The 26098-nt window shown below is 41.4% G+C and carries 22 protein-coding genes; 11 read left to right on the forward strand and 11 right to left on the reverse strand.

Annotated elements, in window-relative coordinates; translation table 11 throughout:
• The gene (locus H9X96_RS00550; RefSeq protein WP_187664406.1) at positions 1–1041 is read left to right on the forward strand and encodes a HesA/MoeB/ThiF family protein; all 1041 of its coding nucleotides are present in this window, start codon (positions 1–3) and stop codon (positions 1039–1041) included.
• 15 nt (positions 1042–1056) lie between these two features.
• Here H9X96_RS00550 and H9X96_RS00555 read toward each other — a convergent pair whose 3' ends face one another.
• Both H9X96_RS00555 and H9X96_RS00560 read right to left on the reverse strand, forming a co-directional pair.
• The gene (locus H9X96_RS00555) at positions 1057–2148 is read right to left on the reverse strand and encodes a hypothetical protein (protein ID WP_187664407.1); all 1092 of its coding nucleotides are present in this window, start codon (positions 2146–2148) and stop codon (positions 1057–1059) included.
• The gene (locus H9X96_RS00560; RefSeq protein WP_187664408.1) at positions 2142–2774 is read right to left on the reverse strand and encodes an ATP-binding cassette domain-containing protein; all 633 of its coding nucleotides are present in this window, start codon (positions 2772–2774) and stop codon (positions 2142–2144) included. The genes H9X96_RS00555 and H9X96_RS00560 overlap by 7 nt, the downstream gene beginning before the upstream one ends.
• Positions 2775–2861: 87 nt before the next feature.
• Here H9X96_RS00560 and H9X96_RS00565 point away from each other — a divergent pair, with 87 nt between their 5' ends.
• Positions 2862–3707, forward strand: coding sequence for a S1 RNA-binding domain-containing protein (locus tag H9X96_RS00565; protein ID WP_187664409.1), 846 nt, complete (start codon positions 2862–2864; stop codon positions 3705–3707).
• Between the two features lie 90 nt (positions 3708–3797).
• On the opposite strand, the gene H9X96_RS00570 is transcribed toward H9X96_RS00565, so the two are convergent.
• Genes H9X96_RS00570 through H9X96_RS00590 form a run of 5 tightly spaced genes read right to left on the reverse strand, consistent with a single transcriptional unit; the run spans position 3798 to position 12920 of the window.
• Positions 3798–6413, reverse strand: coding sequence for a BamA/TamA family outer membrane protein (locus H9X96_RS00570; protein ID WP_187664410.1), 2616 nt, complete (start codon positions 6411–6413; stop codon positions 3798–3800).
• Positions 6414–6420: 7 nt separating this feature from the next.
• Positions 6421–8781 carry a GAF domain-containing protein gene (locus H9X96_RS00575; protein WP_187664411.1) on the reverse strand — a complete coding sequence of 787 codons (2361 nt, stop codon included), beginning with the start codon at positions 8779–8781 and terminating at the stop codon, positions 6421–6423.
• Positions 8782–8794: 13 nt separating this feature from the next.
• Entirely contained in the window at positions 8795–9664 is an 870-nt protein-coding gene (locus tag H9X96_RS00580; RefSeq protein ID WP_187664412.1) for an SdiA-regulated domain-containing protein, read from the reverse strand.
• A 16-nt stretch (positions 9665–9680) separates the two neighbouring features.
• Positions 9681–11675 carry a polyphosphate kinase 1 gene (gene ppk1 / locus H9X96_RS00585; protein ID WP_187664413.1) on the reverse strand — a complete coding sequence of 665 codons (1995 nt, stop codon included), beginning with the start codon at positions 11673–11675 and terminating at the stop codon, positions 9681–9683.
• A 6-nt stretch (positions 11676–11681) separates the two neighbouring features.
• Entirely contained in the window at positions 11682–12920 is a 1239-nt protein-coding gene (locus H9X96_RS00590; RefSeq protein WP_187664414.1) for a Pycsar system effector family protein, read from the reverse strand.
• A gap of 209 nt (positions 12921–13129) precedes the next feature.
• On the opposite strand from H9X96_RS00590, the gene H9X96_RS00595 reads away from it, so the two are divergent.
• The 9 genes from H9X96_RS00595 to H9X96_RS00635 all read left to right on the forward strand — a co-directional run bounded on the left by H9X96_RS00595 (position 13130) and on the right by H9X96_RS00635 (position 21830).
• On the forward strand, positions 13130–15529 hold the full coding sequence (locus tag H9X96_RS00595; protein WP_187664415.1) for a heavy metal translocating P-type ATPase metal-binding domain-containing protein: 2400 nt from the start codon (positions 13130–13132) through the stop codon (positions 15527–15529).
• Positions 15526–15711 carry a cbb3-type cytochrome oxidase assembly protein CcoS gene (ccoS, locus tag H9X96_RS00600; protein ID WP_187664416.1) on the forward strand — a complete coding sequence of 62 codons (186 nt, stop codon included), beginning with the start codon at positions 15526–15528 and terminating at the stop codon, positions 15709–15711. Before H9X96_RS00595 ends, ccoS begins: the two co-directional genes overlap by 4 nt.
• Before the next feature lie 76 nt (positions 15712–15787).
• Positions 15788–17899 carry a cytochrome-c oxidase, cbb3-type subunit I gene (gene ccoN, locus H9X96_RS00605; protein WP_187664417.1) on the forward strand — a complete coding sequence of 704 codons (2112 nt, stop codon included), beginning with the start codon at positions 15788–15790 and terminating at the stop codon, positions 17897–17899.
• Positions 17900–17915: 16 nt separating this feature from the next.
• On the forward strand, positions 17916–18083 hold the full coding sequence (locus tag H9X96_RS00610; RefSeq protein WP_182959486.1) for a hypothetical protein: 168 nt from the start codon (positions 17916–17918) through the stop codon (positions 18081–18083).
• Entirely contained in the window at positions 18080–18874 is a 795-nt protein-coding gene (locus tag H9X96_RS00615) for a cbb3-type cytochrome c oxidase N-terminal domain-containing protein (RefSeq protein ID WP_187664418.1), read from the forward strand. The genes H9X96_RS00610 and H9X96_RS00615 overlap by 4 nt, the downstream gene beginning before the upstream one ends.
• Position 18875: 1 nt before the next feature.
• Positions 18876–20276 (forward strand): cytochrome c oxidase accessory protein CcoG, encoded by a 1401-nt coding sequence (ccoG, locus tag H9X96_RS00620; RefSeq protein WP_187664419.1) that lies wholly within the window; start codon positions 18876–18878, stop codon positions 20274–20276.
• Positions 20277–20280: 4 nt separating this feature from the next.
• On the forward strand, positions 20281–20712 hold the full coding sequence (locus H9X96_RS00625) for a FixH family protein (protein ID WP_187664420.1): 432 nt from the start codon (positions 20281–20283) through the stop codon (positions 20710–20712).
• Between the two features lie 20 nt (positions 20713–20732).
• Positions 20733–21395 (forward strand): sulfite exporter TauE/SafE family protein, encoded by a 663-nt coding sequence (locus H9X96_RS00630; protein ID WP_255430939.1) that lies wholly within the window; start codon positions 20733–20735, stop codon positions 21393–21395.
• A gap of 30 nt (positions 21396–21425) precedes the next feature.
• Positions 21426–21830: a group III truncated hemoglobin gene (locus H9X96_RS00635; protein ID WP_222943807.1), complete on the forward strand. Its 405-nt coding sequence runs from the start codon at positions 21426–21428 to the stop codon at positions 21828–21830.
• 66 nt (positions 21831–21896) lie between these two features.
• Here H9X96_RS00635 and hemN read toward each other — a convergent pair whose 3' ends face one another.
• The 4 genes from hemN to H9X96_RS00655 form a co-directional block, all read right to left on the reverse strand.
• Positions 21897–23255, reverse strand: coding sequence for an oxygen-independent coproporphyrinogen III oxidase (gene hemN / locus H9X96_RS00640; RefSeq protein ID WP_187664422.1), 1359 nt, complete (start codon positions 23253–23255; stop codon positions 21897–21899).
• 1 nt (position 23256) lies between these two features.
• Positions 23257–23727: a lactate dehydrogenase gene (locus H9X96_RS00645; protein WP_187664423.1), complete on the reverse strand. Its 471-nt coding sequence runs from the start codon at positions 23725–23727 to the stop codon at positions 23257–23259.
• A gap of 84 nt (positions 23728–23811) precedes the next feature.
• Positions 23812–24870 carry a response regulator gene (locus H9X96_RS00650; protein WP_187664424.1) on the reverse strand — a complete coding sequence of 353 codons (1059 nt, stop codon included), beginning with the start codon at positions 24868–24870 and terminating at the stop codon, positions 23812–23814.
• Positions 24871–24877: 7 nt separating this feature from the next.
• Complete coding sequence (locus H9X96_RS00655) at positions 24878–26062, reverse strand: PAS domain-containing sensor histidine kinase (protein WP_187664425.1); 1185 nt, start codon at positions 26060–26062, stop codon at positions 24878–24880.
• Positions 26063–26098 lie beyond the last annotated feature (36 nt).

Here is a 26098-nt window from a genome sequence, read left to right on the forward strand (position 1 = left end):
ATGCAAAACGAAGGACTTAAAAGATACCACCGACAAATTTTACTGGAAGAATTAGGCCTGGAAGGACAGCAAAAACTACAGAAATGCGCGGTGCTCATCATTGGTGCTGGTGGATTGGGCTGTCCCCTCCTATTCTATCTTGCCGGGGCAGGTATTGGCAAAATCGGGGTAATGGACGGAGATCTGGTAGAAGAAAGCAATCTCCACAGGCAGGTTATTTTCCAGCAGCAGGATATCGGAAAAAATAAGGCTTCAACGGCTGTAGAACGGCTAAACTTACTGAACCCCACACTGCATCTGCAAGCTTTTCCTTTCCATATTTCGACAGAAAACGCTGCTCAATGTATGGCAGACTATGATCTGATCATTGATGGATCAGACAATTTCCCAACGCGTTACCTGGTCAATGACGCTTGCGTTTCTTTAGGAAAGGCGCTGGTATTTGGCTCCATTTTTCGCTTTGAAGGACAGGTTTCTGTTTTTAATCATCAGGGAGGTCCCAATTATCGGGATTGCTATCCGGAGGCCCCGGCCAATGAGGACAGCCCCAATTGTGGCGAGAGCGGTGTAATCGGCCCCTTACCAGGAATCGTTGGCAGCATGATGGCCAATGAAGCTATAAAAGTGATTTGTGGTTTTGGCGATGGCCTTTCCGGAAAACTCCTTATCTTCAATGCACTAAATAATGATATGCAGCTTTATAATATTCAATCAGAAAATCAAGACCAGCAGACTCCTAAACCTAGTAAGAAGAAAGCCATCGTGTATGAGGAAATCTTTCCAAGTGAAGTATTGGAATGGAAAGAAAACAAGGTTGAATTTTGCTTGATAGACGTTCGGGAGGCTTTTGAATTCGAGGAACAAAATATCGGTGGAATTCACATTTCACTATATGATCTGGAAGCTAGAATTGACGAACTTCCTTTTCAAAGCAAACTGGTATTTTGTTGTACTTCCGGCGCAAAAAGCAGGATGGCCACGAAAATTGTTGGCCCAAAAAGAACAGAAGAATTATTTGTTGTCAGCCTTTTAAAGCAATAGACCTAAAGTTTATATTTACATTTCTTTAAGATCTGTCCGGTAGTAAAAGAAGAAAAAGTAAAGACAATAGCAGGTTAACAGCAGCACACTGTAAGGAACAGCGTATCCAGCAAGGATCACAAACATGCTGACAAAAAAGAAAGCCAGCAGCCATTTGAAGTAGAGGTCCAGGTCTAATTTGATCCAATACAATACCATTCTTAAAGTCATCAACCCTGCGACACCAAATCCCATTGCGACCATAAACGGCCAGAACTGCCATGCAGATCGCTGCAGGTAAAATAAGATTTCAGGTATAAAAAGAACCAGGAAAACGAGCAGCGTATGTCCCATTCGGGTACCCAAACGAATGGGTAAACTCCTGTCAAAGGACAATTGATCTGTTTCCTGCCTGAGCATCACCTGGATCACCATACTGTGTGCCAGCACAGCAGCTAATATCCCTATCAATGCCACCCTCAGGTCTTTCGAGACATCATTAAACATCCACACCACTACCGTAAACATCGTAAAAGACAGGATTTTACTTAAAAACAGCATCAGTGTCTGCTCAGTAAGGAGATGGTACAAAGGCCATGTCCAGTAAGGTTTCTTCAATTGGGGGCAAGGGAAGACAAAATAAACCTTGACTGGAACATGGCTATAATTAATGATCCGGAACATATAGCCGGATACCATAGTTAACAACAAAACAATCACGCTGATGATGGCAAAAACGGCTGTAAAAGCCTTTTCAGCTAGTCCAACATAAATTAAAGGAAGGACATAAACTAGTATTGGCAATAATAGTACCGTATATACCTGAAACCATAATATGAATTGTCTTTTTTTTGCTGTTGCTGCCAATAACCAGAGGAAATGATACTGCTCCAGCTGCATTTGTTTTCTAATGAAGAACAAACATTTGAGGAGATAGAGTGCCCAAAAGCAGCATACGAAAGCCAGGATCATGGGCGAAGCATACACCATGAGCATTAATGTTTTATGGTAACTCAGTAGCTGGGAGGCTTCTACCACACCAAAAGCCAAATAAAAACCAAAGAGAAAGAGACCGGCATGCCCCGCATAAAATGCTTTAATTAAGGTCTTTAAAAGCAGTTTTAGCATGATTGGATCTGACGGTCAACAATTTGAAACACTTGTTTTATAGGTAAATGATTCATTTCCAGCTCCTGATGTGAGGAAAGCAGAAAGGAATAGCCTTGCTTATGGTAGGAGTTGATCAGTTGATAGAGTACCTGTGCGGCAGCAGTATCCATTGTAATCAAGGGTTCATCGAGTATATAAAGCTGTACCTTTCCTACAAATGCACAGATTAAAGATAGTTTTTTGAGCATCCCACTGGAATAACTGCCAACTTTCTGATCCATAATACTACTCATACCCAGGGCTGAAATCAAGGAGATGGAGTCTTCCGGGTTTGCATAACGAACGTCGATATGGTAATTCAGCAGTTCATTTCCGGTGATAAAAGCTGGATATTGAGGCTCTGCCTCCGCATAACTGATCATCGACCTATACGTAACCGGCTGATTTTTAAGGCTAATGTCATTTAAAGTCAAGCTGCCTTCGAAAGGCGTTTGTCCCGAAATCATTTTAAAGAGCGTGGTCTTCCCTGTTCCGTTCCCCCCTTTAAGCCAGTAAATACCCTGATCCAGCTGCCATTCTTCAAAAGAAAAGATGGCATGACTTCCGTACTTTTTATCGATATGGTTTAAGGATAATTTGATCAATTCCGTTTATTTTTTTGCATTTAGATGTCCTTATCATGGATATGTTACTGCCTATATCGCTACCTTTGCAAAAATGCCTGCAAGAAAATGATAGAAATAGGAAGATATAACGATCTAAGAATTATAAATAAAACCGAAAACGGCCTCATCTTAACGGAAGGTGATAAAGAAGTACTTTTACCTTATGTAGATGTCCCTAAAAACATCGAAATTGGAGAGAACATCAACGTTTTCGTGTATATGCACAAAGATGGCCGATTGATGGGAACCACCAAAAGACCTTTTGCCTGTGTAGGTGATTTCGCTTATCTGACTGTTGTTGATGATGGTGAAGATGGTGTTTTCATGAATCTTGGTATCGATAAAGACATCTATGTTCCTCAGCGTGAGCAGAAACGCCCCATGTTTAAAGGAGACAACCATGTGGTTTATGTGTACCTGGATGAGAGTAATGACCGTATGGTTGCCTCTTCCCGCTTAACGAATTATGTGGAAGATCAGGATATCGATCTGGAAGAGGGGGATGAAGTTAGTTTATTGATCATCGATCGTTCAGACTTAGGCTACAATGCCATTGTAGACAATAAATATATTGGTTTGCTATATACTAATGAGCTTTTTGACCAGCTAAACCCTGGAGAGATCAGAAAAGGATGGATCAAAAAAATTCGTGTAGAAGGTAAGATCGATTTGAGCCTGCAGCCAATGGGTTATGGTCATATCCTGGAGAACAAAGATGTGATCCTTGATGAATTAAAAGCTTGTGGTGGTGTAGTCCATTTAGGCGACAAAAGTGCTCCTGATGATATTTACGACCGTTTTAAAATCAGCAAAAGTGCTTTCAAAAAAGTAATCGGCGGTTTATACAGAGACCGTCTGATCACCATCTCTGACCATGAAATCAAGTTATTCGTAGACGAAGAAGCAGATTAACTATACTTACAGTCCATAGAAAAGCCGGTTATTTATATAAATAACCGGCTTTTCTATGTGGTATCTTTTTACTGCGGATCGGCTTGCTATTTAGAAGTTAAAGCCTACAGAGAAATAAGGCATGGTTGCTTCTTTAGAGAAGCCCAATGTTCCTTGAATCAGGAATTGGTTGCCTGGCATGACATATAATCCGCCTCCATAGCCCTGATGCCATCTGCTGCTCGATTCTCCTGACTGCCATACCCTACCCACATCATTAAAAGCGATCATCCCCACTGTTCCGGGTACCAGATACGAGGTAAAGTTAAATAGCTTCAATCTCAGGTCCAGGTTGTGATATACCCCTGTTTTACCTGTAAAACGTCTGCTATTGAAGCCTCTAAGGCTATTTACACCTCCAAGCTGTATGTGTTGAAAGAACGCCGGATCACCTACTGTGGTCCCCGCACCAATTCTGTTGGCAATCACCAGACCTGATTTTCCTGGGTTCCAGTAAAAGCGGAATTCCGTATTCAGAATGCCATAACGCTCCTCACCACCGTTCACACGCTGCTGTGCAGAGATCGTAGTTTTCCAGAAAACTCCCTTTGTAGGAATCGCGATATTGTCACGTGTATCATAAGCCCAGCCAGCGGTTAACCCTGCATAAAAGCGGTTAGAGAACACTTCCTGTTCTGGATACAAGGCATCATAATCATTTAAAAAGCGTTCCTCGTTGTTCTTTCGGCTGCTCGTATAATAAGACAACAATAACCCACCTTCTACTGTCCAGAATTGATCTAAAACCCTTCTCAGCTTAATGTTTGCATTCAGATAATTGTATCGGTTGCGGTAATAAGAGATGCCATCTTCCCGATCTTCACCTTCTGGCAAATCTTCATCATGGTCATCCTTTTGATAAATTGTATTATTCCCTAGACCAAAGAAGTTACTTAGGTTATTTGGGCCCAGCATATTGATACCAATATTAAGGTCGTTGTTGCCAATTACCTTTTTAAAGTCACCGTTGTAGTCTAAAATAAAAGACTTTCTACCGGTAGAATAATGTGCCCAGATCTCTTGTTTAGACGCATACGGCGACTTTCTGAAGCCTTGTTTCTCAAAAATATAGCCTACGCCAAGCTGAATTCCCTGATCAATATTGTAATTCCCATCTACAAGTACACCCTTTCTATCATATAAGAAACCGTTTTTATTGAACTCGTTAACGGCCGTATCTTTAGCTAATCTCAATTTGGCATAGCCTTTTGGAGGAAGTACATTGGTCTCATCAGAACGGTCATAGATAAATAATCCTGATTTATCAGGTACATCTTCCGCTATTTTAAACTCATCCACCTCGTCTCCACCGATCATTCTTACCTTAATCGGAGATTCATTTTTTCCATGTACGTCGAAAACATCTTTTCCACCTAGTCCGAATAACCGGATTTCTTTCGTCACCAGCGGATCGAAAGTACGGTTAAAAAAACGGCGGCCTTTAGTTCCATCTTTCTTGGTATTGAAGATATGAACACGAACTTTCCCATCTTCCTGTTGCTTTACATCGAAATACTCTGTCTTATCGGAAGCAGCAATATCTACATTAATCGATAGAAAACGGTAGTAACGTAATGCTAGTTCTTCCAGTTGATTCCTTCTGGAGGTAAAGTTGGTAATCAGCTCCTCACCGCATTGTTTGAAAATAGGATCGGGCATTTCCCTGAAAGCTTTCGTGATCAAATCATCTGTCATTTTCTGCTGTACCAGCTTTGCAGCTTCCTTCCAATCGGCTTCGTTCAGTTCATTTAAAAAATACCGATCGAAATACCTTTCATTAAAGTTCCAGTATTCCACTTCTCTGATGGTCGGAGAATAAGGCTGTAAATGTGTTTTAAGCCATTGGTGATTCAAGATCCATGGGAAAACACCGGATGTTTTATAGAACACCTTGTCACGATCGCGAGGTACTGGCGTGTAAGTTGTTCCGTCTGGGGTTTTATCACCAGCCCAGCGCCAATTGTCTTCATGCCTATCCCAATCGCCCAGCAGGAAGTCCAGCAAACGTGCTCTTAGCGTCAGTTTCTGGTCTGCTTTGGTATCATTATCTTTTTGGATTTTCTTTTGCACCTTCTCTGTATTGTCGGTTTTCTCCTCTGAAGGGGATCTTTCTTCGAATATATAGGCTGCATTGGCAAATTCTTTACGATACTCACCCAGTCCTGGATCATCCCCAACATAGACCATCTCCGGTTTTGCATGCGGTAATTCCAGTGCAGCGGCCAATGGCGGCACAATTAAAGCTGCAAAAGGATGGTTAGTAGAGACTTGATCCTGAGTAATGTCTTTGGCGATGGTCGCCCTTAGATTTTCTGGCAAACTCCGGTCTGCATACTTTTGTACCGTCCTCAGCACCCATTCTTTTCCCGTAGGATCAACCAAACGCAAGGAACGGGTTTGCATACCGCCACCAAGTTTTATAATTTTTAGCCCACCTTTTTCTTTTTGAAGATCCATGATCCTTAAGGTAACCGGTGTTGCCCATAACTTTCGGTAGCTCTCTCCAAGCCAGAAGCGGTGAAACCTACTTACTTTATCGTATTCAGGGGCGATGGCCACTGTAATAGCGTCTGTTTTAAATGTTTGTTGTGCGAACCCCACAACAGGGATGGCTCCAAGCGCCATATTCATAATTAGTGCCGCTTGCAGCTCTTTTTTAAAACGCATATTGAATTTATTTAAGCGTTACTCCTATTCTGAGGGCTTTTAACCCTTCCACTCCTTGCAATTCTTCAATTTCCAGGTATTCCAGGTCATCATTCAAGATACCAATACCCTGAAGCGTTTTGATATATCCTACATATTCTTTGGATTCCCAGCTGTTAAAATACACAATTGCGATCTTTCCTGGCTGGGTAATCCGCTCTGAGGTGTCCTTTACATGGGCTTTATCAATGCGTTTTTTCACCATCTGATAGCGAATATTATAGCTACCTTCGACATCAAAACGCTGCTCATCAATCCTGAAACTAATATCGATCACCTTCTCATAGACAAAAATCAACTGGGTAGTCTCTAATGGTAAAGAAAAATAAGGCGCTAAACTATAACTAGTTTGTGCCACTTCTGCCAGAACTTTCAACTGTTTCAGGCGAAATTCATGAAGAATTTCTTCTGTAAAGTCAGTGTTTGGTGCGATAGATCGGCCCAGGTAGATGTCAAATTCAACCCCATCTGTACGGAACTTTTCGAAATAACAAGGGTAAATTTCCTGTATCTCTTTATTAAATACATCTAAATGCCTGGTGACTGCCAGATTAATCATTTGAAGGCTCTTTTCATACCTATCGCGATGTTCATAGCTCTTTCCATCCACTGCCGTCCACTCAAAATACTCATCTACAATCGGTTTTAGCTCCGGATGAGTTTCTTTTAAATGTACCAAAGCCGAAGGAATCTGCCTTTGCAGGTAGTCTTCAGTTTTGAGGATTTCACGATCTGTCAGATCTTCAAACCGGGATTTACTCCAGATTTCATACTTTTTAGGGAGCTCATCATCCAGCGATTCACAGACTTTCTTTCTAATGGTATCCAGGGTTTTCTGCAGCATTTCAAAATGCACATATAAATCCTTTCGGACTGCCATATTTCGCAGGATGCTGGAATTCCTGATGTCTACTGCACCATAAAAAGGATGTACATTCTTAAAGTATACCTGTTCTACTGGTAGATTTCGTCTTTTTCCGCCAGATTGCAGGTAATGATAAGCTGCTTCATTGAAACGCCATTGTACGGAAGGCTGTAAGGCCGTGAATTTATCAGTCACGATTTCCGCGATTTCCTGATTGAAATCGGTGATGATATTTTGATATAATTGTGCCAATAAAGGAAACGCAAGGTCTATTTTAGTGAGCGCATTGCCATTAAAATGACTGGCTTCCTTAGTATAAAGTTCCAGACAGCCCACCAATCTTGCGTTGTAGTACAATGGAAATAGTCCGTAAGACTTGATTCCCTTTTCCCATAACAAGCTAAGCATCGGATATTTTTCTTGTTCTTCCAGTGTAATTTCAGGAAAAATCAGTGTTCTTGGCTGTTTCAGATAGTCCTGGATCAGATCAAACTCGTCTTCATCTTTCCATCCTGCATCTTCAGCCAGTTTGATCAGGATACTCTGAAAGCCAGACTTTTCATTGATCAACAGCTTATTATTTAACTTCAAATACGGCAGCATCCCAAATTCCAGGTGATCAGAACCAGCCAATGCTTTTAAAGCCTTACCAATCTCCTGACCATAATTTACATTTTTAGATTCGTGATGATCTATCATGACATTCTTGATAGATTCCAGGGCATATTCCCCTGTTACATCCGTTAAGGTGACAATAGAAATCCCTTCAATGGTAAAAATATCCGGCGGAATCAGTTTGGTTAGAATATCAAGGGTATTATTTTCATCCTGAATATAATCCTTTACGATATTCAGGTCGTACTCCGGCAACTCCGTGTTTGCAGTGATGTTCAGAAACCTCGTATCTACATTTAAGCGGTAATATTTAGTCAGCTTTGTTTTCGGATCTACAATAGAATTCACCGTAAACTCCGTTGCTGTTAAGGAGAAATTATAAAAACGATGCAGTACCATATTATAAAAGGCAGACAGTACACTTTTCTGCATTTCCATAGAAGAAGGCAGCGACAGGTCGGCTTTCAAGGTACAGGTAGTGGGTTCCAGCAGCACATTATAAAACGCATTTGTCCCATAATGGAAACAAGGCGTCATTGGGGTACTAATCGCCCAAAAATGTTCTTTCTCTTCATTAATGATGGGCGACAAAGCGGTATAGATCAATTCAAACAAGGTATTGTACTTCCGGACATTCTCCATTGGGATCGGGTCTTTCAGTTCTGGATATTGTTTAAATTGTTCAAGTATGTAGCGGTAGAAGTTAATTTTCGCGGTTTTTTCGGTATTTGCTTTCTCTTCCACGAAAGATATAAAAGGCTGCAAAGACAGTCTAATTTCAGCACCCAATGGAGGCCGTTCTCTTAAGCCAGTAATACTATTATTCAAATCCAGCGTGATAGCTTGCATTTTTCGTATTTTATTATTTTACTTTTTTAAACTTAAGGATATTCCCATTGGTCAGTTCATCCCCTTCATTAGAGATGTACAAGTTCATATCATTATCAAAAGCTATGCCTTCCGGCTGATTATAGATCGAAGAATTCAAACGGTGTACCTGTTTTACTTTCCAGTTTTCATCTGCAATAACTAATAACTTGTTGGCAGAAGCCAATATATACCATTCCTTAGTTTTCGGATTTTTGGTCAGTGCCGAAGGACTTAGACTTGCTTTTAACTTTGGATTGAGCTTTTTTAGCTGCTCCAGATCAATACTGAAAGTACTTTCTGGAATTAGGCTATCTAGTTTAAAATCATAGTTTAAGACATAACCAGTTGATGTTTTCTTTTTCTTATCCACCGGACATGATTTACATAAAACGTATACTTTATTAGTCTCTGGATCTGCATACAAACTTTCGTACTCCCCTTTAGGAACTAATTTCTTACTTACTTTCACCTGTTCTGCCTTTTCTTTTACCCTTTCCGAGAAAGGAAAGGAATAAAGGTGTCCATTACTCTTTAAGACGAATACTTTTTCATTGAAAATGGCAACATCCTCATAGTCTCCTTTACTGCCGAAACTCACATTTTTCTGTTGTTTTACCCCCCATTTTTGTCGGAAGACACTGCCTTCTTCATCTTGAATAGAATATACGGTATCTGGTTGCCCTTTATAAAATGCAATACCTGAGATCTCCAGCAAGCTTTCGGGCATGTTAAATTTCTCTGGATGCTCCAGGTCATAACCAGCAGGACTGCTAAACTTTGAAGACACAGGCTTACAGGCATAAAACGCCACTAATGCCACAACGGGCATCATATATAATAATTTAGTATAGATTTTCTTCATAAAACAGGTCCATTTGTTAGTTATTCAACACTTGTAACAATTGATAAATAGCTTCCTGAGAGCGTATTGCAGGCGAACCATTGATTTCTTCATTTTCCAATTCAGGCGTAATATTTACTGCCTGAACATTATCTTGAAGCTGCAAGGTAATAATTTCTTGGATGAGACGTTTCAAATCAAGGTCAAATAAAGGAAAGCAAACCTCAATTCTACTATAGATATTGCGGTTCATCCAGTCTGCAGAGCCCAAATACACCTCTTGCTGGCCATTATTTTCAAAGATAAAAATCCGCCCGTGTTCCAGAAAACGGTCTACGATCCTTCTTACGCTAATATTTTCACTGAGTCCTTTTTTGCCTGGCACCAGACAGCAGATTCCCCGGATGATGAGCTGTATTTTCACCCCTGCCTGTGAGGCTTCATATAATTTAGCAATCAGCACCTGTTCTTCCAGGTTGTTCAATTTGAGGATAATACCAGCAGGTAAACCTTGCTGAGCATGCTCGATTTCCCGTTGAATCAATCCCAAAAAGGCTTGATGCAAGTTAAACTGTGCGACTAGCAAATGCTTAAATTCCACTGGTTCTTCCAATACTGCTGTCTTGTCTTTCCTGCTTAAAAAGTCGAATAAAGATTCTAATTCCCGCAGCATTGGCTGATGGGCAGTCAGTAAAATATGGTCGGTGTAAAACTTAGCAGTACTTTCATTCAGATTTCCTGTGGCCAGTAGCCCCAGATATTGATTTTCTCCATTGATCGTTCTTTTTACCAGTGCCACTTTCGCATGGACTTTAAGATCGATGCTGCTATAGATAATTTTCACCCCTGCTGCTTTCATTTGCTTAGCCCATTTGATGTTATTTGCTTCATCAAATCTCGCTTTCAGCTCTACCAGCACCACTACTTTTTTACCGTTTTTCGCGGCAGTCATCAAGGCGTTTACAATTCTTGAATTTCGCGCCACCCTATATAAGGTAACATAAATTTCTGTGACATTGACATCATTTGAAGCTTCGTTGAAGAAACGCAATACGGCATCATAGTTCTGATAAGGTACATTTACCAGGATATCTTTGCGAAAAACATGGTCAAATAACGTTTCTTTCTGTGCAATTTTCACTGCTGTTGAAGCTGGCCATTTTGGATATCCAAAAAGCTTTTCATCTAAAGGGAAAGCACTAAGGTCTTTCAGGTTATGATAGGCACCTCCCAGCACTACTGCTGCTTTTTGCAGATTTAGTGCATAAATCATCCGGTACAGGTTTCTTAATGGAAGTCCAGGCTCAAAAAGAAAGCGGGTAGCAAAGCCAAAGTCGCGGGTTTCGAGTTGTTTTTCTAAAGCAATAGTGATGTCTTCAGAATAGTCCTGTCCTATTTTTAAAGCTGCATTACGGGTAATTTTCAGGTTAAAAGCGCCATGAATTTGATCATTAGGGAATAAATAGGCTAAGTTATATTTAATGATGTCTTCCAAAAAGACGATATACTGTGCGCCCTCTACTGGAATGGCATATAAACGCTGTAAGTCTTCTGAAGGAATGCTGATCAGTTCCATACGCTCCTCAGCATCAGCATTCCTCAAAATCACCACCTGGTAAAGCTTGTTATTTTCGGCAAAGAAATCTGCCAATCCATGGTCAATACATTCAGAATGAATATAAGCAAGGACTTCATTAAAAAAAAGCTCGGTTACCTTTTCAGAAATAGCTGCTGGAATTGGCTTATTATACAACCAATACACCTTTTGGGCTTCCAATGCCGGTAAAATCTGCGCTGCGATAATTTCACCATAGCGCTGCTGCTGCTGGTCTATCTTTGCCTTAGCCAGCTCATAATCCCACATCATGACTGGCATCCTCACCCTATAAAACTCATCAAGATTAGAGGAATATATGGATAGAAAGCGGATTCTTTCCAATATAGGGACCGCTGCCCTGCCTGCTTCCACGAGCACGCGTTCATTGAAACTTAGCCAGCTTAAATCCCGGTTAAAATAAATAGCAGACTCCATAACAGGTTATAAGGTCACTAAAACTGAAGCCGTAATAAAGGCCAGTACAGCTGCGATAATTCCAAACATAAACACATTGTAGGCAATTCGCAGCAGGCGGTATTTACGGCCTAAAACTACTCCCTGAGCATATAAATCCCGGATTAAGCTACCATACAGAAATTCACGGTCGTCCATCATTTTTAGCATTCCACCTTCATAATCCGGCAGCGACATTCTATAGAAGTTACCAAAAAACAACAGGTTCACACGTTTCTGCGCAATATCTTCAGGAGTGAAAACTCCTTTAGGGATAGATGGGCGTGTTGCCAAAATTGAGAATACCATGGTCACCACACAAATGATCAGCAGAATCAATGTAGGAATAATTAAATGAGGATTATCTTCCAGTTTCCTGAGCAGGATACTCAGTATAACTGATAAAATAATAGAATTGGTAGAAATCATGATGTGCGCCTTGTTATCGGCCATATCACTCAACCTCTGGTGGTTTCCAGAAGTGATCCTGAACATGGTTTCAATCCCTTTATCGGGGCGATCACTCTTTTTCTTCTTTTCTTTTTTTATCTCCAATGGGTTGTTTTTTTCTGTTATCAGCGGGGCATTTCCAGTGTTTAACACCATAGAGCTATCCGTTGTTTTATGATCTGCTGCTTCTGCTTTGTTTTCGAGCTCTTCCAGGTTTTCCGCCTTTTTCGCATTCAGCAGGTGCTGACAATACGTAGTATGGTAATGGTGATTTTTAAACAGCTGTATTGTTTTTATTCTCCATTCATCTTTATCCAATGCTCTGTCACAGAATGCTTCTGCTTCCTTACGCATCAATTTATTTCTTTCTTTAAAAGAGTTACTTCCCAAATGGTACAAATCGGCATCACAAACAATCTGTTCCAGCAGTCCATTGGGCTGCTGAGGCATTTTGGTGGCCATAATACAATTCACAATCTTTATACTGATCTCCTCACTAAGTCCTTTTTCTTTTAGAAATTCAGCGGCAAGACCTGCTCCACTAGCCTCATGATGCGCACAATCAAAGAAATATCCAATATCATGAAACCAACTGGCAGCAGTGACAATAAAGAAATCCTGATCTGAAAGCTGATAATGATTGGCAATTTTGATGGCATTTTCTACTACTTGTTCAGTATGATTTAAGTTGTGGTAGATCAATCTGGAGTCGGTTTTTGCCTGAAATATGCTGGCAACATGCAATCTTAACTGATCTAATATTTCCCTATAATTCATGAAGTATACTTTTGTTTTTCAATAATAAAACAATTTGTCCTATTTGTGGTTGAAGATATAAATATGAGAGTTTTAATTCTCATATTTAATAGAAAGTTTAAAAGATGTCATTGCGCAGGTTTTTCTGATTTATATCAGGGCCGAAAGTGATGAGCGTCATATTTATACTTGGTGGGAAGGTTGAACTTTGAAAACATCAATTTGCCCCTATGATCATACAAAAAAACATAGCCGAGGACACCCAGTGTTATCATTGCGGTGATGATCTTCCAAAAACGCCTTATCTCATGGATAGCAAATCTTTCTGCTGTCTGGGTTGTAAAGGTGTCTATCAATTGCTTTCTAATCATAACCTGGGTAACTACTACGCGTACAACGATGTACCTGGACAAACACAAAAAAACAAACAAGCTCATTTTGAATACCTGGACGAAGCAGCGATTGCTGCAAAATTGGTAGACTATACGGATGAGAAGACCAGCGTAATCACGCTTTACATCCCAGCCATTCATTGCAGTTCCTGTATCTGGCTCCTCGAACATTTGCATCAGATCAATACTGCTATCATTCAATCGAGGATTGATTTCTTAAAGAAACAGGTGGTCATCAGCTTCAAAAATCAGGAATTATCTTTGCGTAAGCTGATAGAAATCCTAGCTTCCATAGGTTATGAGCCGCTCATCAGCTTACAGGATGTGGTCAAGAAACAACAGTCAGACCATTCCGAGGGGCAGCTGATCCGAAAAATTGCGGTAGCTGGTTTCTGCTTTGGCAATGTGATGCTATTGAGTTTTCCGGATTATTTCGGATTGAGTGACCTGGAGCAGGAATTCAAAACGTTTTTCGGCTGGTTAAACCTGGCATTTGCCATTCCTGTAGTATTCTATAGTGGCAGGGATTATTTTACCTCTGCCTGGACCAACCTTAGAAATGGAATTCTAAACCTTGACTTTCCACTGGCTTTAGGAATTGCAGTGATGTTTATACGCTCTATAGTAGAGATTGTGGGCAATACAGGAGCTGGTTTTGTGGACACCCTATGCGGGCTCGTTTTCTTCCTGCTGATCGGAAAGTGGATGCAGCACCATACCTATCACCACCTTTCCTTTGAAAGAGATTACCGTTCTTATTTTCCGGTTGCAGTTACCCTGATCGACGAGGAGAAAGAAAGACCAATCCCTTTGAATGAATTAAAAGTAGGCAATAGGATCCTGATCCGCAGCAATGAAATTATTCCCGCAGATGCCATCCTGTTAAAAGGGGAAGCAGAAATGGACTTTAGCTTTGTGACCGGCGAATCTTTACCGGTAAACAAAGTACTGGGAGAAGTCGTTTATGCAGGTGGAAGACAATTAAAAGGTGCCATAGAATTGGAAGTCGTTAAACCGGTTTCACAAAGTTACTTGACTCAATTGTGGAACAACGAGGCCTTTTTTGGAGAGAAAACCATGATCAGGACCTTTGCCGACCGCGCCAGCAAGTACTTTAGCATTGTATTGCTGAGTATCGCCATCGGCGCTGCAGCTTACTGGATGTTACACGATGATCCCACGAAAGCAGTCGCTTCTTTTACTGCGGTGCTGATTATCGCCTGCCCTTGTGCCTTGGCCCTAAGCTCTCCTTTTACCCTCTCTGCGGTCTTAAGCATATTCGATAAGAATAAGTTCTACCTTAAAAATACAGCGGTTGTTGAAGAATTGGCGCGCATTAATACGTTTGTGTTCGACAAGACCGGCACCATCACCAATCCTGAAAACACTGGTTTCACCTTTGAAGGAGACATTGCCGAAGAAGAAAAGCAATGGGTAAATGACCTCGCCAGGAACTCTGGTCACCCTTTGAGCAGGGAACTGGTGAAGTGGTTGAACAGGCCTTATAAATATACTGCGGTTAAATACATGGAAAAGGTAGGCCGTGGAATTTCAGGCATGGTCAATGGCCAGGAGTTGAAACTGGGCAGTGCTTCTTTCCTTGGTTTGAACAACAATACGCCCTCACAAGGTGCCGTCGTTCATATTATTATCAACAACAGGTACCTTGGCTTCTTCTGTTCTACGCAGCAATGGCGGAATGGATTTAAAGACCTGATCTTCAAGCTGGGTAAAGACGCGGATCTACACTTATTGTCTGGTGATCAGGATCAGGACAAGCAAACGCTGATTCCTTTCTTCCCAAGGGCACAGCAGATGCGTTTCGCTCAAAGCCCTCAGAACAAGCTGGATTACATTCGAAACCTGCAATATTCAGGAAGAAAAGTGCTCATGTTTGGTGATGGACTGAATGATGCAGGTGCTTTGAAACAAAGTGACCTGGGTATTGCGGTGACTGATAACATCAATAATTTCTCACCAGGCTGTGATGCCATTCTGGATGGTGCGAGTTTTCAAAAGATACCTATGTTTATCAAACAGGCTAAAGATGCGGTAAAGGTGATCCATATCAGCTTTGCCATTTCTTTAACTTATAACGCAATAGGCCTGTACTTTGCGGTTCAAGGCATGCTCTCACCACTTATTGCAGCGGTATTGATGCCCATTAGCACCATCACTATTATTCTGTTCACCAGCATTGCAGTCCGACTGTATGCTAAAAAAAATCAGCTATTATGAACATCCTCTACCTCCTGATCGGCTTTAGTATTTTATTGGCACTGATCTTCCTTGCCGCTTTTTTCTGGGCGAGCAAGACCGGCCAGAATGACGATACCTATACCCCTGCCGTCAGAATTCTCTTTGATGATGATGTTCAACAGAAAAATGAGGAGATAAAAAGTGATGAAGATCACGCATAGCCACAATTGATGTCATTCTATACCTAAACATCCCGACCTAATTTTACACCCATAAACAAGCAATCCAAATTTTAACATGACTGAAAAATTTTACTACGACAACAAGATCGTCAGGAACTTCGCAGTAGCCACCATTATATGGGGCATCATCGGAATGACGGTCGGATTGCTCATTGCCATGCAGCTCTTCAAACCTGCATTAAATATGGGCTCCCAGTACACGACTTTCGGCCGTATCAGGCCATTACACACCAATGCAGTAATCTTTGCCTTCGTAGGGAATGCGATCTTTATGGGTGTTTATTACTCTTTGCAGAGACTCCTCAAAGCGAGGATGTTCAGCGATGTCCTCAGTAAAATACATTTCTGGGGCTGGCAGCTGATCATCATTTCGGCGGTCATCACCCTTCCTTTGGGATTCACCTCCTCCCATGAATATGCAGAGTTGGAATGGCCGATAGATATTGCCATTACCTTGATCTGGGTTGTTTTTGGGGTCAATATGTTTGGAACCATTATCAAAAGAAGAGAGAAACACATGTATGTAGCCATTTGGTTTTACATTGCTACTTTCGTAACCGTTGCGGTATTACACATCGTTAACTCCTTCCAGCTTCCGATATCAGCGTTTAAAAGTTATTATTTATACGCAGGTGTACAGGATGCGCTGGTACAGTGGTGGTATGGGCATAATGCGGTGGCTTTCTTTTTAACCACTCCTTACCTGGGAATGATGTATTATTTCCTACCTAAGATGGCAAATCGTCCAGTTTATTCTTATAAGCTGAGTATTCTCCATTTCTGGTCATTAATTTTCATTTACATCTGGGCTGGACCTCACCATTTATTATATACATCTTTACCGAGCTGGGCACAATCATTAGGGGTTGCCTTCTCAATTATGCTGATTGCCCCAAGCTGGGGAGGGATGATCAATGGATTGCTCACCCTTCGCGGCGCATGGGATAAAGTAAGGGAAGATTCCAGACTGAAGTTCATGGTAGTTGGGATTACCGCTTATGGTATGGCCACCTTTGAAGGACCAATGCTTGCTTTAAAACAGATCAACGCCATTGCCCACTATACCGACTGGATAGTAGCACACGTACACGTTGGCGCGCTTGGCTGGAATGGTTTCTTAACCTTCGGTATTTTATATTGGTTGATTCCAAGAATCTACAGAACAGAATTATACTCTAAAAAACTGGTTTCCTTCCACTTCTGGATCGGAACATTAGGGATCCTTTTCTATGCGGTTCCATTATATTTTGCCGGTTTCACACAGGGATTGATGTGGAAAGAGTTTACAGAAGATGGCCTATTGCGTTATCCAAATTTCTTGGAAACTGTGATCCAAATCCTTCCAATGTATGTACTTAGGGCTATCGGTGGTGCCTTATACCTAATTGGTGTAATCGTGATGACTTATAACTTAATCAGAACGGTTCGTTTAGGTAAATTATTGGCAGATGAGCCTGCAGAGGCAATGCCATTACCAAAAGATTATGTTCCTCAGGGATCTGAAAAGAAACTCCACAGGGTACTGGAGCGCAAGCCAATGGTTTTCATGGTACTTTCATTAATTGTTATCCTGATTGGTGGTATGATTGAGATGATGCCTACGTTTACGATCAAGTCGAACATTCCGACGATCACCAGTGTGCAGCCCTATAGTCCGCTGGAATTGCAGGGACGTGATTTATACATCCGTGAAGGTTGTGTGAGCTGTCACTCTCAAATGATTCGTCCATTCCGCTCTGAAACAGAAAGATATGGTGAATACAGTAAAGCTGGGGAATTTGTGTATGACCATCCGCATTTATGGGGATCAAAACGTACCGGTCCCGATTTACAGCGTGAAGGTGGTAAATATGGCAATGCATGGCATTTTAACCACATGCTGGATCCACAAACGATGTCCCCTGGTAGTATTATGCCTCCTTACGAATGGCTGATTACTCAGACACTGGACACCACTACCACCATCAGCAAGATCAATGCGATGCGCACTTTAGGTGTTCCTTATGAGGAAGGTTATGAGCACAAAGCCAACCGCGACCTGGACAAACAGGCCAAAGCGATTGCTGCGGACCTGAAACAGAACAACATCAAAGTGAAAGATGACAAAGAAATCATTGCGCTGATCGCCTATCTGCAACGTCTGGGAATGGACATTAAAGCACAATAACCTAAACAACAACACTATGTTTAAGCAATTTTTAGATCAAGTAGATGGAAGCCAGGTGTATTTAATCACCTCCCTTGGCATATTCCTGCTCTTTTTTATCCTGGTCGGCATACTCTTGCTAACCATGAAAAAAGAAGAAATAAAATATATGAGTGAGTTACCTTTAAAAGACGATGTACAATGACAAATTTACTAATTTGGGCCCTATTAATCACTGCAGTAATCATACTCGTGGTTTCCATACTGGTTTTGAAGGTCATCAAAGTCTATGTAAAGGAAACCCTGCATCCTACCCGATTCGCTTCTGAAGAAGAAAGGAAAAAATACTGGCTGGAAGAAGAGCGACGTGCTGCAGCAGCAGCCGACAAACCTTCCTTCTGGACTAAGTTAATGGGCTTGAGGCCGATCTCTGAGGAGAAAGACATCATGATGGAGCATAAATTTGATGGCATTGCGGAATTGGATAACCCTACTCCTGCCTGGTTTATGGTCTTGTTTTATGGAACGATCATTTTTGCCATCGGATATATGCTCAACTACCATGTATTTGGCTGGGGTAAATTACAGGAAGAAGAATATGCGATAGAACTCCGTCAGGCGGAAGCAGATCGCATCGCATTCCTGCAAAAACCTGGATCCGGCGGGCCGAAAATCAACGAGAACAACATGGAGAAAAGTGACGATCCTGCAGTCATCCAAAAAGGGGCTGCATTGTTTAAAACCGTTTGTACCCCTTGTCATGGAGAACATGGAGAAGGTGGTGTTGGCCCCAATTTAACGGATGAATACTGGCTGCATGGCGGTACACCAAAGAATATTTTCAAGACCATCAAATATGGTGTTCCTGAAAAAGGAATGGTAGCCTGGGAGAAGTCAATGAATGCCCAGCAGATTTCAGACATCACCAATTATATCCTTTCCATACAAGGAAGCAATCCTGCTGGCGCGAAAGCTCCACAGGGCAAAAAAGATTAACATGTCATCACAAAGCCCAAGTCATTTCAGAGATCAGATCTCCACTTTAACCGACGACGGACAGCGCCGTAAATGGCTCTATCCGAAAGTAATTAAAGGTAAGTTATATCAGTACCGCTCAGTAGTCAGCTATTTTTTCCTGATCTTACTATTTGCCGCCCCATTTATTAAATTAAATGGGGAGCAATTGGTGTTACTTAATGTTTTAGAGCGGAAATTTGTATTCTTTGGGGTGATTTTCTGGCCTCAGGACTTCTACCTATTTGTTTTGGCTTTACTCACCTTTATGGTGTTTATCGTCTTATTTACGGTAGTTTTTGGCCGTGTATTCTGCGGCTGGGCCTGCCCTCAGACCATTTTCCTGGAGATGGTCTTCAGGAAAATAGAAATCTGGATAGAAGGCGATTCAAACAAGCGGAAAAAGCTGGATGATGGCCCGCTAACCAGCGAAAAGTTTTTCAAAAAGGGACTAAAGCATTTCATTTATCTGTTGATTTCCTTTTTTATTGCCAACATCTTTCTCTCCTATTTGATCAGCTCAGATAGTCTGATCAAAATCATGACAGAGCCGGTATCCCTGCATTGGAGCGGATTCATCTCGATCTGTGTATTTACCTTTGTTTTTTACCTGGTATTCTCTAGAATGAGAGAGTTGGTTTGCACGGTAGTTTGTCCTTATGGACGCCTACAAGGGGTATTACTAGACAACCAGAGCATCATTGTGGCTTATGATTATGAGCGTGGAGAGCCTCGTGAAAAACGTGTAAAAGGAGTGGAAAACACTGGTGGAGACTGCATCGACTGTAAGCTTTGCGTACAGGTTTGTCCGACGGGAATTGACATCAGGAACGGGACACAAATGGAATGTGTCAACTGCACGGCCTGTATCGATGCCTGTGATATGGTGATGGAAAAGATTGAACGTCCAACACGCTTAATTGGCTTCAAATCAGAGGATGAGATCAAAACGAAGCAGCCTTTTAAACTGAACAAAAGGGTATATGGCTACGCTGCTGTTTTAGCCTTGCTGATTGGGGTGCTCTCCTACCTGCTGATCACGAGAACAGCGGTTAAAACGACCATCCTGCGTGCCAGTGGAACTTTGTATCAAATGAGAGATAAAGAAAACGCGGTGAGTAATTTATTCAATGCGGAGCTGATCAATAAAACCAGCAAATCACTGAAATTTAAAATCGTACCGGATGACCCTGAGGTGAAAATTCAGTACATTCAAAAACAAGACACCATTGCTTATGGTGGTGTGGCAAAATTGACGTTTTTTGTCATTATGCCGCAAAGAAAATTAAAAACGTACAAATCAGATATTGGTTTCAAACTGGTGTCAGATGGTAAGGTGGTCGATACTTTTGAAACGACCTTCATCGCACCACTTAATGATTAAAGAAATGAAATGGAACTGGGGAACGAAATTGGTGATTGGCATGGCTTGCTTTATGAGCTTTATCATCATCCTTGCGGTAAAGATGTTTAACAGCTCACCGGATGCGCTGGTAGACAATGATTACTACGAGAAGGGACTGGCTTATGACAAAGAATACCACCTGAAAGAACAGGTAAAAACCGACCATGCCAAACCCGAGATCCAGGTAGGTACGGAAGGGATTATCCTGACCTTTAAAGCCCCTGCTGAAGGAAAAGTAAACCTGGTCCGCACGTCGGATAAAAGGATGGATAAAATAATTCAAATCAGTACAGATGAGCAGTACCGCGCCGCGATTCCTTTAACAGGGATTGCAAAAGGCCGCTGGAAACTGATCATCAACTGGAATAGTGCAGGTAAATCCTATTTGGATGAACAGGAGGTCATGGTAGAATGAGCAACGAAAAACTTGCCTTCATGATTGGATTGTTAGGGAGCGTGCATTGCATTGGCATGTGCGGTCCCCTTGCCTTTGCTGTCCCCTCCTTAAAACAAGGATGGGCTTTTCTGGTATTGGACAAATTACTTTACCAGTTAGGGAGAATTATTTCTTATTGTTTCTTAGGGCTGGTTATTGGTTTAATCGGACAGCAATTATGGATGGCAGGCCTGCAGCAGGTCATCAGTATTTTTAGCGGAATTCTGATTGTGATGGCTGCCTGTTCCAGGTTATTTAAGATTCAAATGCTTAAAAATACCCCTTCAGTGTTCCTAAAACCCTTCCACCAATTATTTGGCTATGCACTAAAGCATAAAGCCAATCATTTGATCATTGGCATTATCAATGGTTTTCTACCCTGCGGCTTCGTTTACCTGGCCATGGCAGGGGCTTTAAATACGGGTAGCCTTACTGGCTCCGCTATCTATATGTTCTGGTTCGGACTAGGCACTTTACCCCTCATGTTTATCGCCACACTGAGTATTGGTTTTACCGGCACATTGGTTCGTAAAAAAATCAACCGTGTGATTCCTTATTTTATGCTGTGTTTGGGAGTCTGGTTTATATTGAGAGGAATGGAGTTAAACATTCCCTATCTAAGTCCGGCACCTACTGAACAAGGGGCTCCTGAATGCAGGTAATCCCCTCAAATCACGTAAATTAGTAACATCATGACACTTACTGCTATAAAAAGAGATATTAAAGATCAGGAAGACATTCGTTTTCTGGTGATTGAATTTTACAATAAAGCCCTGAGGGATGAAGTGATTGGCCCCGTATTTAAGGCAGCAAACTTCTCTTTAGAAAGACATATCCCAGTGATGGTTACCTTTTGGGAAACGATCTTATTGGATGTGGTGAGTTATAAAGGTAATCCAATGCTCAAACACATTGCTTTGAATAAAGAGGTGCCTTTACATGGAGCACATTTTGACCGCTGGATGAAAATCTGGGAGGAGACCATCAGGGTTAATTTTGAAGGGCCTGTTGCGGATCAGGCGATCTCCAGAGCCGCTTCCATCGGACACTTGATGCAACATAAGATCAAACAGGCGACTGCTCCAAATGGCCTATAAACAAGAAATTGGCGACCGTTCAGCACGGTCACCAATTCAGACATTTGAGACGTAAAACTAATATTTTTATCCGGTAAGACTAAACAGTTCTGTTTTGGGCTGATCTGCCCAGTACCTATAATCCAGTGCCATGCAGATGTTTCTTAAAAACCTTTTTCCTAATGGCGTCACGTGTAGATGGTCTGCTGACAAAAACACCAATCCATCCAGCGCTAACCAGCGCATGCGCTGCAAACCTCCGGAAAATTCCGGAGACTTCGCTTCGTCCTCTGTCCAGGAAGTATGTCCTTTACACATGATATTCAAAATATGCTGACGGGTCGCCATATCCTCTGCATTTAGCAAATGGCCTTTAACCACGGGTAATCTGCCTTCATTTACGATGCTTAAATATTCCTCCACGGTTTTTACATTTTGTGCAAACGCCGTCCAGGTATCACTAATTGAAGATACGCCCAAACCAATCATCAATTTACTGTACTGGTGAGTGTATCCCATGAAGTTCCGGTGTAGTTTTCCTTTGACCTCTGCCTCGTACAAACTGTCTGTGACCAATGTAAAATGGTCCATACCAACATCTAGATATCCTCCTTCTTTTAGTTTTTTGCAACCCAACTCATACAGTTCCTGCTTTAATTTTCGAGAAGGAAGATCCTGTTCTGTATACCTTCTTTGTCCGGGTTTAACCCATGGAACATGGGCATAACTGTAAAAAGCAATGCGGTCTGGTTTTAATTGCAGCACGGATTCCAGGGTATCAGAAAGCCCCTGAATCTGCTGGTGAGGAAGGCCATAAATCAGGTCGTAATTGATCGAAGTGTAGCCTAAGTCCCTTGCTTTTATGGTCACTTGCTCCAATTCTTCATAGGTTTGAACCCTATTGATCACCAGCTGCACATGCGGATCAAAATCCTGAATTCCTAAACTCAATCTTTTGAAGCCTAAGCTGTTTAAAGTCATCAAATGTTCGTCGGTGGTATTTCCAGGATGTGCTTCAAAGCTAAATTCGGCCTCCTCATGAAGATCAGCATATTTTAGGATGGCTTCCATCAGCCGTTTTAAATTCTCTGCACTGAAAAAAGTAGGTGTACCACCGCCTAAATGCAGTTCCTTAATTAATGGACGGGTTACAAATAGATTCAGATACAATTGCCATTCCTTCAATAAGGCTTCGATATAAGGCGATTCAACTTTATGGTTTTTGGTGATCCTGGTATTACAGCCACAATAGGTACATAAACTTTCACAAAAAGGAAGGTGGATGTAAATGCTGATACCTTCTTTGTCATTGCTTTCTCTAAACGATTGAGCAACGGATTTTTCCCAATCGTTTACCGTAAAATCTGTTGTTTTCCAATAAGGAACAGTAGGATAACTGGTATAACGGGGGGCAGCAACATGATATTTCGAGATCAGATGATTCATACTAATGGTGATGAGGTTTGCTACCTGGACTTAATAACGAATGTGCCTGATCGCAGGATCTGGAACAAACACAGGCATTCCCTAAACACTTCTTTTGCTGCCATTTATCTAGATTAATAATAGTTTCTACGGCCAATGCCATAGGCAATTCCTTTTCTGTGAGGGCTATTAGGGCATCTAAAGGAACATTGGCAATCTTTATATTTCTAAGTGCAGCGGCTTCCTGATCGATATGATTGGTAGCGGTAGAGCGTGTTGCAATGAATTTCACCCCAAGATCAGCTAACCTGTTGATCACCTGTGCAGAAACATCATCTTCATTGAATACAATTACAGCTTCTTTGCCGGCGGCATAAGAAGCCGTCTCAGAACACAAAGAGTTGGATATCAATGTAATATCATGTTTTTTATTATTGGCAATAGCCAATGGTTCTTTTTCAAAAGACTTTATACTATATGCGACAACTCTCATGCTGGTTCGGTTTATTAATAATCAAAGTTAGCATGTAGCAGCAGCGGGGAGAATGAGTTTAATCAATTGAAAATATGATTCTCATCAGTTTTTCATCTGCTGCAGTCTAAGCTGATCGAGCACAATGATCTGACTGCCTTTCCTTTCTATAATCCCTTCATCTTTAAAATCACTCAAGATCCTACTCACCGTCTCAGTAGCCATTCCAGCCATTGCAGCGAGGTTATCCCTGGAAACCCTCAAGATCATTTCCGCATCCTGCACTTCCTGTTTACATAATCTGGCCAGTACTTCTGCCATACGTTTTCTCACAGAATGATAGGCCAATTGCAGCAACTGTTCCTCCTTATCCTGAAGGTTATTGGAGATCAATTGAATGAATTGTCTGGCTACATCAGGATAGCGATTGAGTAAATCATCCATTAAATCCTTTGGCAGCATACAAACCGTACTGTCTTCCACTGCTTCAGCTGTTTCCGAATAGGGAGCATTGAGCAGTAAAGAAGTAATGCCAAAATAATCTTCCTGGCCATACATTCCAGTGAGCAATTCCCTTCCATCTTCACTTAACTTAAAGGTTTTCACCTTTCCGTTCATCACCAGGTAAAGTCCAGAAACATTGTCTCCTTCATAATACACCACCTGTTTTTTCTTAACAGAACGCACTTTTCTGGCAGCAATGATTTTTTCCAGCTCCTGCAAACCAGAGCTATTGCTAAACAAAACGCTCAGTTTTTCAAGCGATTGGCTATAAAAAACCTGCTGTTTATCTCTTTTACTAAGTCTGCTTTCTATGGCATTTAACAATTCCACATCATCGAAAGGCTTTGTCAGGTAATCATCGGCTCCCATTTCCATCCCTTTACGCATGTCAATACGCTCGGCTTTGGCAGTCAGGAAAATAAAAGGGATGGTTGATGTTTGTTCATTTTTATGGAGTAAATACAATACGCCATAGCCATCCAGCTCTGGCATCATGATGTCACATAAGATCACATCCGGCACTTCAGAAATTGCCAGATCTACCCCTACCCGCCCGTTAGCGGCCTGTAATACGTCATAATTTGCCAGTTCCAATATCTCAGCAGTACTTTCCCGGATATCATCGTTATCTTCTATAATGAGTATCAGTGTCTTCTTCATTCGTATTTTATTTATTAAAGGACAAAACAAACTTAGTCCCGGTATGGAGTGTACTTTCAAAATGCAGCTCACCTTTCATCAGCGTTGCATAACGCAGTACGATATTTAATCCTAGTCCTGTTCCAGGAATATTCCCTGTATTGTTTGCACGGAAAAATGGCTGAAACAGGTGCTTATGGTCTGATTGAGGAATCCCAATTCCATTGTCCTTTATCGTGACCATGCATTGGGAATCTGTAATTTCCGTATTAAATTCTATAAAGGTGTTTTCTCCAGAATATTTGATGGCATTGGAGATCAGATTGATCATGCAGTTTTTTAACAGGTTAAGATCTAAGAGCACCGTACTTTCCAGTCCAGTATGCTGGTAAATGATGTTCTGATCCTGCTTGGCCATCATTTGCATTTCTTCAGTGATCTCTTCAGAGAGTTTAACCAGGTCAAAAGGTGTAAAAGTAGGCTCTACTTTTCCTGCTTCCAGTCGTTCCAGCGACAAGAAATCATTTAATATCGTGGTGAGATTGCTGACTGCATTTTTGATCTTACTGACATGTTTTGTGATATTTTTATTGTCGTAAGGCTCAGCATATTTATCAATCAGGGAAGCTGAAAGCTGTACTGAACTTAGCGGGGTTCTGAATTCATGCGAAGCCATGGAAACGAACCTGCTTTTCAATTGATTGAGTTCTTTTTCTTTTTCAAGAGAAAGACTAACCTCTTCTTTCGCTTCACTTAAAGCCATCACTGTTTTTTTGAGTGATTTTGTACGCTCCTCAACCAGCTCTTCCAATTCCGCCGCATATTCTCTCAGACGCTCTTCCGCTTCTTTTTCTTTAGAAAGATCATGGATAAATCCAGTGTAAATGATACGGTTCTCATATTGCACCTCACTCACTGCCAAGCGAAAAGGAAAAGTACTCCGATCTTTCCTCAAGCCTTTTACTTCTCTGCCTTTTCCAATGATTCTCTTTTCACCGGTCGATTGATAGCGATGAATGTAACCATCGTGTCCGCTTCTATCCGGTTCAGGCATTAAGAATGAAATATTCTTTCCTTCAACTTCATCGATACTATAGCCAAACAATCTTAATGCTGCTGGATTAAGACTTTCTATGTTGCCCCTGTCATCTATGGTAATAATCCCATCAATTGCAGTTTCAATAATGGCTTTTAATAACCTCGCCTCTTCCATGTATTCTTTTTTACAAATATAATGATAACGATTGCA

Origin of the sequence: Pedobacter sp. N36a (assembly GCF_014472395.1) — a bacterium.
Classification (GTDB): domain Bacteria; phylum Bacteroidota; class Bacteroidia; order Sphingobacteriales; family Sphingobacteriaceae; genus Pedobacter.